Below are 12674 nucleotides of genomic sequence, written 5' to 3'. Positions count from 1 at the left end.
CCCCGGCGACCCCGCTCCCCGTAGGGCTGCAATGCGGGGCTGCCGCGCGAGGCCCCGCGTATCGCGGCCGCTCGTTACCGGTGAACACATTTCGATACGTTGCTTGCGCCCTACATGTCGCTTGTCGACAATGCCCGCACTGGGTCGTTGAATCCAGACCAAAGGAGGAGGACTCCCGTCATGACGCAAGTCGTGATCGTATCTTTCGGCGCAGACCGGGAATACGAATTCGCCGTCGCTGCGGCGGACATGGCGGGGATGGGCAAGGAGGATGCGAGAACCTGGCTGGCGGACGAATTCGATGCACTGGAGTGCACGCCGTCCAACCCGATGGGCAAGGTCCTGGTGCTCGACATGATCCTGAACGTGGCCAAGTACGGGGGCGAGGCGCGTTTCCGGGATCCGGGCGAGTGGGCGCGGCGCTTCGCCGTCGCGGCTGCGGTGGCTTTGCCACGACCGGTCATCCGTATCGACGTGCCCAATTTCATCGTCGGCTGAAGCGCGCTCCGCGGCACGGCCGGCGGCGCGTGGCGATCACGGGGGCGATCGCCACGCGCAACGTCTTTTCAGACTTCCCGGTTCCAGACTTTCCATGCGTTGAAACCGAGCGCGGCTGCCGAGCGGCAGCCAGTAGCCGTTTCGCGTCCGCAGGCTTTCCGGTCCGTCGCCGCTCAGTCCCGTCCCAGCCGATACACCGCCGCACTGGCCAGGAAGTTGGGCTCGTCCAGCACCAGCTTGCCTTCGTCGAAGGCGAGGCGCTCGCGGATGGCGATGCCGTTGCGCTCGCACAGCGCCTCGAAGTCGGCGATGGTGAAGAAGCGGATGTTGGGCGTGTTGAACCACTGGTGCGGCAGGCTCTCCGACACCGGCATGCGGCCGTTGAGGATGCTCTGGCGGTGGCGCCAGTAGCCGAAGTTGGGAAAGCTCACCACCGCCTCCCGGCCTACCCGCAGCATCTCCGCCAGCACGCCTTGGGTGTTGTGCACCGCCTGCAGCGAGAAGCTCATGATGACGTGGTCGAAGAAGCCGTCCTCGAAGCCTTCCAGCTCCTTGTCCAGGTCCATCTGGATCACGTTCACCCCGTTCTTCACGCAGGCGAGCAGCTTCTCCGGATCGTTCTCCACGCCGTAGCCGCAGATCTGCCGCACTTCGGCCAGGTGGCGCAGCAGGCTGCCGTCGCCGCAGCCCAGGTCCAGCACCTTCTCCCCCGGCGCGATCCACTCGGCAATCACTTCATAGTCGTAGCGCATGCTCACACCTCGATGCGGTCGAACCAGGCGGTGAGCACCGCGTGGTACTGCTGGTCGTCCAGCAGGAAGGAGTCGTGGCCGGCGGGGCAGTCGATCTCGGTGTAGCTCACGCGGCGGCCGTTATGCATCAGCGCGTAGGCGATCTCCCGCGAGCGCGCCGGCGAGAAGCGCCAGTCGGTGGTGAAGGAGACCACCAGGAAGTCCGCTTGCGCCCGCGCCAGGGCGGCAGTGAGGTCGCCGCCGTGGGAGAAGGCGGGGTCGAAATAGTCCAGCGCCTTAGTCGTCAGCAGGTAGGTGTTGGCGTCGAAATGGCCGGCGAACTTGTCCCCCTGGTAGCGCAGGTAGGACTCGATCTCGAATTCGACGTCATAGCTGTACACCGCTTTGCCGTGGCGCAGGCTGCGGCCGAATTTCTCCGCCATCGCGTCATCGGACAGATAGGTGATGTGGCCCACCATGCGCGCCAGCTTCAGCCCGCGCGCCGGCACCACGCCATGCTCGTAGTAGTGGCCGCCGTGGAAGTCCGGATCGCTGAGGATGGCCTGGCGCGCCACCTCGTTGAAGGCGATGTTCTGCGCGGTGAGCTTGGGCGCCGAGGCGATCACCGCCGCATGGCCCACCCGTTCCGGGTATTGCAGCGTCCAGGAAAGCGCCTGCATGCCGCCCAGGCTGCCGCCGATCACCGCAGCGAAGCGGGCGATGCCGAGGCGGTCCGCCAGCCGCGCCTGGGCATCCACCCAGTCTTCCACGGTGACGAAGGGAAAGTCCGCGCCCCAGGGCCGGCCGGTTGCTGGATTGAGCGCACATGGCCCGGCGCTGCCATTGCAGCCGCCGAGGTTGTTCACCCCGATGACGAAGAACTTGCGGGTATCCAGTGGCTTGCCCGGCCCCACCAGGTTGTCCCACCAGCCCACGTTCTGCGGCTCGTCCGCATAGACGCCGGCCACATGGTGGGAGCCCGACAGCGCATGGCACACCAGCACCGCGTTGCTGCGGTCTGCATTGAGCGTGCCGTAGGTTTCATAGACCAGGTCGTAGCCGGCCAGGGTGCCGCCGCTGCGCAAGGGCAGCGGCTCGGCGAAGTGCGCCGTCTGCGGCGCGACGATCCCGACGGATTGGGGTGCGGTCATGTTCGGCTTCAGAAAACAAAAAACCCAGCCGGCTAGGAAACGCGGACTGGGTCGCCCTCGCTTTAGCCGGATTTATTGAGCGCCCGCAAGCTGTGGTTCAAATCGGCGCTAAGTGGCGGGACGTTAGCGCGGGGGGGCGGAAAAGTCAAACCAGCGCGGGCCGCGGCAGCGCGTTATGCCGCGCGTGACAAAAATCACGCATCAATTTCCACAAACAGTTAATGCGTTGACATATGTCATGGGGCTTGTGTCTCTGTGCTGTAAGCATGCGCACCTCGTAAGCGCTCACTTTCCCCAAGCCTGTCATCGAGTCCCCGCGGGCGACGAGTCATGGCCCCTGCTGCTGGATTCTGCTGACGTGCCGTCTTTCATTTCTCATCATCTTCCTGTCATCCACGCGACCGCGAAGCGCTGCCTTGCGGCTCTGGGGCTTTGCCTCGCAGGCCTTAGCTCTTTGCATGCCCAGGCGCTGCTCCCCGGCGAGCTGGATATGAGCCGTGAAAGGCAGGAGCGCTTGCTCGAGGAGCAGGAGCGCAGGCTGCGGGAACTGCGGCAATTGCCGGGGGCTGCGCCGGCGCCGGCGGAGCCGACCGCGCCCGTCCCGACGCAGTGTTTCGACATCCGCCGCATCGAATTGAAAGGCGCCACCCTGCCAGACGCAGAGGCGCGGAGGCGGCTGATTGCGCCTTTCGAGGGGCGCTGCCTGGCCGCGGGCGATCTCAACGAGTTGCTGCGCAACATCACCGATTTCTATATCGACCGCGGCTACGTGACCTCCCGCGCCTATCTGCCCGAGCAGGACCTGGGCAGCGGTACGCTGGAAGTGGTGGTGGTCGAAGGGCGCCTCGAAGGGGTGGCGCCGGGAGACGGGAGTGGACTGAGCGGACTTGAACTGGAGATGGCCTTCCCGGGCAGGGCGGGCGAATTCCTCAATCTCCGCGAGCTGGAGCAACTGGTCGATCAGCTGAACCGCCTGCCCTCCAACCGTGCGGCCGTGGAGCTGACACCCGGTGAAACCGTGGGCGGGAGCAAGGCCGTCATCGCCAACCAGCCGGACAAGCCCTGGCGGCTTTCCTTCACCCGCCACAACGACGGTCAGCGCAGCACCGGGCAGCAGCAGTGGGCGGTGGGGCTGGAGCTGGATTCGCCGCTGGGGCTGGCAGACCAGTTCATGGCCCGGGCCGGTGCCAACGCCCGGGAGGACCGCGCCCGCGCATCCGACAACGCCATGCTGTACTACAGCCTGCCCTGGGGCTGGTGGACCTTCTCCTACACCTACAGCCAGAGCTACTACCGCAGCCCCAACGAGGCCACCGGCTTCGTCTTCGAGATGTCGGGCGTCAGCCGCAACCACGAGCTGCGGGCGGAGCGCCTGCTCCACCGCGACGCCGTCGGCAAGACCTCGGTGAACGCCGTCCTCAACCAGGTCGAATCCCGCAACTACATCGAAGGCAGCTTGCTGGACACCAGCAGCCAGCGCCTCACCGAGGCCGGGCTGGGGCTGAACCACGGCCGGCGGCTGGGCTCGGCCTTCGTCAACCTGGACCTCGGCTGGCAGCAGGGCATTACCGCGCTCGGCGGGCGTACCGACCACCATCCCGCTGGCGACGAGGCGCACGCCCAGTACAACAAGTACACCTTCACCGCCAGCGTGCTGCAGCCCTTCGACCTGGCCGGGCAGGCGTTTTCCTTCGACAGCCTGGCCTATGTGCAGAAAAGCGAAGACGTGCTCTACGGTCCTCGCCGTCTCAGCGTTGGTGGCCCCGGCTCCGTGCGGGGGTACAAGGACCAGGCCTTGGCGGGCGACAGCGGCGGCTACTGGCGCAACCAGCTGCGCTGGCGCCACCCGGTTCCGCCGGACCTGTTCGGTGAGCAGGCCGCGAACTGGCTGCCCGCCGTGCTGGGCGAGTTCGCCGTCACCCTGGCCTGGGACGTCGGCCTGATAGACCGCGACCGCTACAACGAAGCCAGCGGCCAGCACGGCCGCCTCAGCGGCCGCGCCATCGAGTTCTCCACCCGCGGCCGGCGCATGCGCGCCAGCCTGATGTTCGCCCAATCCCTCGCCCGTCCGGATGCCCTGCAGAAGCGCGAGCACCCGGTGCATTTCCGCCTCGAATTCTTTCTCTGACCCCTCCCGCCATGAAAGACGCATGCCGCCGAATTGCCGTCCGCCCGCTTGAGGAACCGATGAACCTGCGAACGCCCTTCGCACGGGTGCTGGCCTGGACGCTGATGACCACGCTGGCGCTGAATCCCCTGGGGCCGGCGATGGCGCAGATCTCGGTCGCCAGCGGCGCCACCACGATGGGGCAGGCGGGCAATGGCGTACCGGTGGTGAACATCGTCGCGCCGAACGAGCGGGGGCTGTCCCACAACCGCTTCAACGACTACAACGTCGGCACGCAGGGCCTCATCCTCAACAACGCCAACGGGGCCTACCAAAGCACCCAGCTCGGCGGCTACATCGTCGGCAACCCGAATCTCCAGGGGAAGGAGGCCGCCCGCCTGATCCTCAACGAAGTCACCGGCGGGCGGCCGAGCTCGCTGGCGGGCTATACCGAGATCGCCGGCCAGGCGGCGCGGCTGGTCGTCGCCAACCCCTGGGGCATCAGCTGCAACGGCTGCGGCTTCCTGAACACACCGCGGGTCACCCTCAGCACCGGCACGCCGCGCATCGAGGACGGCCGGCTGGCCGGCTTCCGTGTTGACGGCGGCGAGATCGCCATCGACGGCGCCGGACTCAACGCCAGCAACATCGACCAGTTCGACCTCATCACCCGCAGCGCCAAGATCAACGCCGAGCTCTACGCGCAGCGCCTGAACATCATCGCCGGCCGCAACGACGTCGCCGCCGATGACCTTTCCGCCACCGCGCTGGCGGCAGACGGCGCCGCCCCGCTGCTCGCCATCGACAGCGCCGCGCTGGGCGGCATGTACGCGAACAGCATCATGCTGCTGGGTACGGAGGCAGGCGTCGGCGTGCGGCTGGCTGGCGATCTTGCCGCCAGCGCGGGGGATATCCGCATCGATTCGGCCGGGCGCCTGACGCTGAACCGGGCTGTGGCGGCGCGGGATGTGGCGCTAGCCGCCAAGGATGTGACGCTGGGACAGGCGGTGCACGCCGGCGGCGCGGCTGAGGTTACAGCGGAGAACCGCCTGGCGGTGGAAGGCGAGCTTCTGGCCGGCGGCGCAATGGCCTTGGCTGCACGAGAGATCGACAACGCGGGCCGGGTGCAGAGCGGTGGAGCCCTGGCTGTAAGCGCGGAGAGCACGACAAACCACGGCAGGATGCATGCCCTGGACAAGCTGGAGCTTGTCGGCGGCGCAGTGGACAACCGGGGCGGGGAACTGCTGGCCGGTGGCGAGATGCGCATCGAGGTGGCCTCGCTGGACAACCGCGATGGCGGTTTGCTCGCCAGCGTGGGAGGGCTCTGGCTCAATACCGTCGACGATCTGAGCAACGGCGGCGGATTGGTCAGCGCAGGGGGGAGTCTCGTCGCCAGTTTCGATCGCTGGCACAACGATGGCGGTGAAGTCTATGCCGGTGCGGGGATGAAGCTTACTGGCGCCGAGCTGAGCAACCAGGGTGGTGTATTTGCCGCGGTGGGGCTGCTCGAACTCGATCTCACCCAGAGCCTGTTCAACCACGGCGGGCAGCTTGCAGGCGGCGAATTGCGCCTGACCGCAGGCGATATCGACAACACCGGTGGCGTTCTCGCCAGCGATACCGCTGCGGGCATCACCGCCATCAGCCTGGACAACAGTGCCTCTGGTTCCGTGGTAAGCGGCGGGGCGCTGAGCCTCTCTCTTTCCGGCCTGCTCGACAACCATAGCGATGGCGTGGTGTACAGCCGTGGCGAGACGCTCGAGTTGCAGGCGGCCGAACTGGACAACCAGAGCGGCGTGGTGCAGAGCGATGGGAAGGCCGCCATGGTGCTCGCCGGGCAGCTGAACAATGCGGAGGGCAGCGTCATTGCTGCCGGGGATCTCGATATCCAGGCCGCAGAGGTGAGCAATGGCCTCGGCACGATAGCGAGCACGGACGGTGCGCTGAGCCTTGAGCTTGCCGGTCAGATGGACAACGCCGGTGGCGTGCTGCAAGGGCAGCGTCTGACCGTCTCGGCGGGCGGTCTGCTGGATAACAACGCCGGCCGCATGGCCGCGCTCGCCGGACCGCTTCATCTTGAGACGGCATCGCTCCTGAACCGTGCAGGCAGTGTTTATGCGGCCGGCGACCTTGATGCCGTGCTCGGTAGCCTGGATAACCGCGGCGGGACGCTGGGTGCAGCCAACATCGGGATCGATGCGGGGGCCAGTCTGGACAACCGGGAAGGGCTGATCGAGAGCAGCGGAGACCTCGTCCTGAGCGCCGACGCGATCGATAACGGCCACGGTGCCTTGCGTGCGGTCGGCAGCCACGATGCAACCGAGATCGTCGCCGCTACGATGGATAACCGCGGTGGCAAGGTCGAGAGTGCAAACAAGGCCTTGCGCGTGGCCACGGCTTCCCTGCAGAACGAGAACGGCAGCTTCGTCCACGCGGGTGATGGCGATTTCCAGGTCACCAGCCAGACTGCCGCCGGCGTTGGCGGCAGCTTTGCCAGCGGCGGCACTCTCGCCCTTAGCGCTGATGAGTGGACCAACAGCAGTGTCCTGCAGGCAGGCAAGCTCATCCTCAATATCGGCAAGCTCACCCTGACGGCCGACGGTGCCTTGATTGCCACCGAATCCTTCGAGGGCAATGGCGACGACTGGCACAACGATGGCCTGCTTGCCAGCGATGGCCTGTTCTCGCTCACCCTCACCGGCACCTACTCGGGCGCTGGCCGTCTCGCCACCGGTGGCAACCTGGAACTGAACGCCGCCGCGGTGCAACTGGGCAGCACCGCGGTCGTTGCCGCGGGCGGCGACGCCACCGTGGAGGTAGCCGGTAGCCTGAGCAATCAAGGGCGGCTCACCGCCGGCGGCGATCTGGCACTCCGGGCGGGGAGTGTGGACAACCGCGGCACCCTGGGCAGCGCGGGCGATCTGGAACTGCGCGCCAGCGCCATTTCCAACAGCTACGGCCTGATCTTCAGCGGCGGCGACATGAGCCTGCGCTTCGCCAGCCTGGAGAACCGCTACGCCGATATCTACAGCTTGGGCGCCCTCGGCCTGGCGGGCATGGCTGACGGGAGCTCCGCCACCCTCGTCGACAACGCGTCCTCCTCGATAGAGGCGGCCGGCGTTCTGACGATGGCCACCCAGTCCTTGGTCAATCGCAAGAGCGCCTTCGCCATGACCAGCGAGCAAGTGGCCGGCTCGATGTGGTGGGTGTGCTACGACTGCGGCGGCGATCACCACAACGTGGATTACGTCGCCGCCGAGACCTTCGAAAGCCGCATCGTGGAAGACTCTCCCGCTGCGCTCATCCAGGGTGGCGCAGGTCTGACGATCACCGCGAATACCGTCGAGAACCGCTACAGCACCATCGCCTCGGGTGCTGGCCTCAGCATCCAGGCGGGCTCCCTCGCCAATATCGGTGCCGCCACCGGGACGACGGTGCGCACCCGCACCTGGAATAGCGGCTGGGTTACCGACGGGACCAACGAGAGCTTCATCGGCGCTTACATCCATCCTTACAACGCGGCATCTCTGCCCAAAGAGGTGCCAATCGCGCCTTACTTCGCCGACAAGCTGGTGTCGGACATTACCGTTACCACACCCTCAGGCGTGGCGGCGTCGGCGGTCATCCAGGCGGCTGGCAGTGCAACGGTGGAGGTCGCGGGCTCCCTGCTCAACGACGTGGCTGTCCCCGGAGCAGTCAGCGGCAGCAGCCACAGCGCGGACACCAGCGTGGGCAATAGCGCCGCGGTAGCGATCGTTACCTTGAATGCTCAACTGCCGCCTGACTTGTCGCAGCAGCGGGTCGATCCCCTGGCGCTGCCCGGCTTCAATCTGCCCGTCGGAGAAAACGGCCTGTTCCACTGGGCCGATGGCAACGACGGCGCGTTGGCGCTGCCCGTTCCCGCCGGTACGCCCGCCTCCAGCCACCGCTACCTGATCGAGACCAATCCGGCGCTCACCAGCCTCTCCAGCTTCCTCAGCTCGGACTACCTGCTTGGCCTGCTGGGCTACGACACCGATGACGCCCAGCGTCGCCTCGGCGACGGCTTCTATGAGCAGAAGCTGATCCAGCAGGCTGTGCTGGCCCGCACCGGCCAGCGCTACCTGGACGGGCTGAACTCCGACGAAGCGACGTTCCGCTACCTGATGGACAACGCCGTCGCCTCCAAGGATGCGCTGCAGCTCTCCGTGGGGGTAAGCCTGACTGCCGAACAGGTGGCGGCGCTGACGCACGACATCGTCTGGATGGAAGAGCAGGAAGTTGCCGGCGAGAAAGTCCTGGTGCCGGTGCTCTACCTCGCCCAGGGCGAAGGCCGGCTGGCGCCCACCGGCGCGCTGATCCAGGGCCGCGAACTCACGCTGATCACCGGCGGAACGCTGGCCAACAGCGGCACGCTGCGCGCCACCGAGAACCTCTCGGCGGCGGCCACCACGGTGGTCAATGCCGGGCTGATGCAGGCGGGCGAGCGCCTGTCGGTGCTCGCCGCCGACAGTCTGGTCAATACCCGCGGTGGCATCCTGAGCGGGCGCAACGTCGACCTCACCACGCTGGCGGGCGACCTCATCAACGAACGCACGGTGACCAGCTACGCCGGCAGCGGCGCAGGCTTCGCCATCAGCGGCAGCCTGGTCGATGCGGCCTCGCGCATCGAGGCGGCACAGAGCCTGTCGCTGTCGGCCGGGCAGGACCTGCTCAACCTCGGCAGTGTGCTGAGCGCGGGTACCGACATGCAGCTCTCAGCCGGGCGCGACCTGCTCATTACCTCGGTGGAAGAGATCAACAGCCGCTTCACCCAGGACAAGCGCCACACCTGGTCCACTGCCAGCACCACCCAGCTGGGCGCCGAAGTCAGCGCTGGCGGCAGCCTGACGGCGGTGGCCGGCAACGACCTCGCGGTGATCGCCAGCCGGGTACAGGCCGGCGGCGACGTGGCACTGCTGGCCGGCAACGACCTGACGCTGGCGGCCGCGGCCGACGTATCGCAAAGCGAATACCACTACAAGAGCAGTCGCAAGAAGATCAATGCCGAAACCCTCACGGTGCGCCAGCAGGCGGCCGAAGTGGAGGCGGGCGGCAGCCTGACGCTGGCCGCCGGGCAGGACCTCACCCTGGTGGCGAGCGCCGCACAGGCCGGCGACGAAGCCTATCTCTACGCCGGACGCGACCTTGAGCTGCTGGCGGCCGAGAACCAGGACTACTTCCTCTACGACAAGAAGAAGAAAGGCAGCCTGGGGCGAAAAAGACCCAGCGCGACGAGATCACCACCCTCACCCAGGTGGGCAGCCGCGTCGAAGCCGGCGGCAATCTCACCCTGGAAAGCGGAGAAGACCAGCGCTACCAGGTCGCCAAGCTGAGCAGCGGGGCGGACCTGACGCTGGATGCCGGCGGCGACATCAGTTTCGAAGGGGTGAAGGACCTCAAGCAGGAAAGCCACGAGAAGAGCAGCAGCAACTGGGCGTGGACCTCGGCCAAGGGCAAGGGCAGGACCGACGAGACGCTGCGCCAGAGCGAACTGGTGGCCGCGGGCAACCTGGTGATCGAGGCGGCGGGGAAGATCCGGATCGACATCCCGGAGGTCAACGCGCAGACGGTCACCCAGACCATCGATGCGCTGGTGGAGGCCGAACCAAAGTTGGCGTGGCTGAAGGAGATGGAGAGCCGGGGCGACATCGACTGGCAGCGGGTGAAGGAAGTCCACGACCAGTGGAAGTACAGCCACTCGGGCATGGGCGCGGGGCTGGCGATCATCGTGGCCATCGTCATCGCCATCGTGACCTACGGGGCGGCCAGCGGAGCGATCGGAACCGCCGCTACGACCACCACCACCACGGCAGCCGGTGCAGGCGCAGCTGCTGGCACGGCCAGCACCGCTTCGGCCTGGGCGGTTGGCGGCTGGGCCAATGCGGCAGCCTCGGCGAGCCTGGCCGGCATGGCGAGCAACACCGCGGTGCAATTGGGCACAACCGGCAAGGTCGACTGGGGCCAAGTGCTCAAGACCGGCGCTGTTTCGGCGATCACGGCCGGGGTGAGCAACTACGGCTTCTTCGAAGGCGGTCAAAGCCTCAACAGCCTGGCGGGCCTCTCCGCTGCGCCGGGCGCGGCGGGCTCCACCACCGCTACCAGCGGGCTCTCCTTCTCGTGGGATCAGGTCTATGGCGTGATGGGACGCGGTGTGGTCAATGCCAGCGTATCGAGTGCGATCCAGGGAACCGACTTCAAGGACGGCTTCATCAACAGCGTGGTGGGTGACTACGCGGCGCTGGGCGCGAACTCCATCGGCAGCCTGTGGGGCAACGGCCAGAATCCGGTGATGCAAACGCTGGCCCATGCCGCGCTGGGGGCAGGCGCCGCAGGGCTGACGGGTCGGGACGCGGTGGCGGGGGCGATCGGAGGGCTGGTCGAATCCGGCCTGGACAACACCCTGGGGCAGTCCCTGCGGGAGTCGGGCACCGAGCTCGGCAAGTGGGACAAGCTTGCCTACATGGTCGCCGCGATGGTCGCAGGGGGTGTGGCGGCGGAGGCAGTCGGGCATGACGGGGTGACGGCCGCACAGACTGCGCAGAATGCGGCGGTGAATAATTATCTGACGGCCTTGCAATTAGCCCAGGTAGAGGAGGCGCGACATCAATGTGCTGGTGACGCTTTATGTGAAGCCCAAGTTATCGAATCCGCCCAGAACCTGAGTAGAAAGCAGGATTTTGAACTGACGATAGCCAAGATCATGTGCGCCGTGGGAACCTGCGAGCGGCTGGATTTCATGACGTCGGCGATTGACCAGGGCAATGATCCCGTGTCCGTCCAGCAATATCTTCAAGAGCGGTATCAGAATCTCCCAGCGGATGTCGTTGCCGGCGCGGTCGACTACTATCGGGCAGGAGCACTGGAGAGCCTGGAGGACTCGACTTGGAATGTCGTTGACTCCACATTGCACTTTTCTGGGGCCGTTGGGGCAATTACTGGTCCTCTCGCTGTAGGCGCAAAGGCAACAAAAGAGTTTGGTAGTGAGGCATTGCTTCTTTCTCATTTTGAGAAACATGGAGCAGAGTTTGGTGCAAAAAATGTAGATGAATATATGCAGATTGGCCGAGATATTATGCAAAATGGTCAAAAGGTGGAGTACTTATATAAAGGAGAAATCCGCACGGGGTTTGTTCAGTTTATGGGTAATCGGGCTAGTGGGCAGGCAAAGTTTGGATTTGTTGGAACAAATGCGGATGGAGCTATAACTACAATCCATGTCGAGAGTGGAAATAGTTTCTGGAAGCTGATGAGTGGAAGCTACCTTGAAAAGATTATTTATCCAAAGTAGAGGGTGTGATGGCATATGACTTAATTGTGGAGGAAATTAATAGTGATATTGAAGAGGAAGTGACTGTTATAGTCGAAGGGGTAAAAATTGTATGTTTTGCAAGTTTTTGTCCTTATCCAATAGAAATCGGAGGGGTATATCCAGCTGTGTTAAAAATGGTCGTATTGAATGAGTATTCCGTTTCAGAGGCAGAAGGATTGGGAAAATCATTAAATCGAATTGGCAAAGGCTTTTCGTATATATTGAATGGCGTGCTTTCCGACGATGGAATCGATGTTGGATTTACTATACAAGATGATTTTATTCAAAAAGAATATTATTATTTGAAGGGGAGGCTTGTTTCAGTGGCGGTCGATAGAATTGATGTTGAGTTTCTTGAGAGGCATAAATAAGGTTTAAATCATGAAAATTAATTATTAATATGGTGAATAATATTTCATATTTGCGCTAAAGAATGATTCATTGGCAAATGGCGATTGTCAAAATTGATATATTAAAATCAATATCTTAGATTAATTGAAAAGAGACATAGGTTGCCGGAGTAGAAGAAAAATTGATCGGGCTCGAATGTTCTTTGTTGATTTTGAGATGCCAAGGGGAAGGTTGGTTTTCGTACATGCGATTTTCAACCTTTGGCGGAATATCTTCCGTTTTCGCGCGGTTTCTGCCTAATTTTCATGTACGGGAATCAGCGCACTTTTTAGTAACTGTTATTAACCAGGTCCTAAAATAGAAAACAGTCGTATACTCCTGACATGGAAAAGATCGATGTCAGAAAGCTTGAGCCAGCAGCGCGCGAGCAGCTTCGGCGGACGGTGATTCGAATGCTGGGGCGCGGGCATAGCCAAACGGCGGTCGCCGCCGAGCTTGGAATCAAC

General features: G+C 64.0%; 7 protein-coding genes. 5 read left to right on the top strand and 2 right to left on the bottom strand.

Translation table 11 applies throughout. The features are described 5' to 3' along the window. Positions 1-180: 180 nt before the first annotated feature. Positions 181-498, top strand: a complete 318-nt coding sequence (locus GRF61_RS20665; protein ID WP_133595270.1) for a hypothetical protein — start codon at positions 181-183, stop codon at positions 496-498. Positions 499-671: 173 nt separating this feature from the next. Here GRF61_RS20665 and metW read toward each other — a convergent pair whose 3' ends face one another. Together metW and GRF61_RS20655 are read right to left on the bottom strand one after the other, a co-directional pair. Continuing rightward, positions 672-1250 (bottom strand): methionine biosynthesis protein MetW, encoded by a 579-nt coding sequence (gene metW, locus GRF61_RS20660; RefSeq protein ID WP_133595269.1) that lies wholly within the window; start codon positions 1248-1250, stop codon positions 672-674. Positions 1251-1252: 2 nt separating this feature from the next. After that, positions 1253-2380, bottom strand: a complete 1128-nt coding sequence (locus GRF61_RS20655; protein WP_169152508.1) for a homoserine O-acetyltransferase — start codon at positions 2378-2380, stop codon at positions 1253-1255. Positions 2381-2870: 490 nt separating this feature from the next. Between GRF61_RS20655 and GRF61_RS20650 the strand changes: the two genes are divergently transcribed. Genes GRF61_RS20650 through GRF61_RS20635 form a run of 4 tightly spaced genes read left to right on the top strand, consistent with a single transcriptional unit; the run spans position 2871 to position 12188 of the window. Next, complete coding sequence (locus tag GRF61_RS20650; RefSeq protein ID WP_282447258.1) at positions 2871-4508, top strand: ShlB/FhaC/HecB family hemolysin secretion/activation protein; 1638 nt, start codon at positions 2871-2873, stop codon at positions 4506-4508. Between the two features lie 59 nt (positions 4509-4567). Next, the gene (locus GRF61_RS20645; protein WP_169152506.1) at positions 4568-9841 is read left to right on the top strand and encodes a filamentous hemagglutinin N-terminal domain-containing protein; all 5274 of its coding nucleotides are present in this window, start codon (positions 4568-4570) and stop codon (positions 9839-9841) included. After that, positions 9763-11796: a DUF637 domain-containing protein gene (locus tag GRF61_RS20640; protein ID WP_169152505.1), complete on the top strand. Its 2034-nt coding sequence runs from the start codon at positions 9763-9765 to the stop codon at positions 11794-11796. Before GRF61_RS20645 ends, GRF61_RS20640 begins: the two co-directional genes overlap by 79 nt. A gap of 5 nt (positions 11797-11801) precedes the next feature. Continuing rightward, positions 11802-12188, top strand: coding sequence for a hypothetical protein (locus GRF61_RS20635; RefSeq protein WP_169152504.1), 387 nt, complete (start codon positions 11802-11804; stop codon positions 12186-12188). Positions 12189-12674 lie beyond the last annotated feature (486 nt).

Source organism: Azoarcus sp. TTM-91 (genome assembly GCF_012911025.1).
Classification (GTDB): domain Bacteria; phylum Pseudomonadota; class Gammaproteobacteria; order Burkholderiales; family Rhodocyclaceae; genus Azoarcus.
Note: the sequence above shows the minus strand (reverse complement) of the source record. Positions and strands in the feature narration are given on the sequence as shown.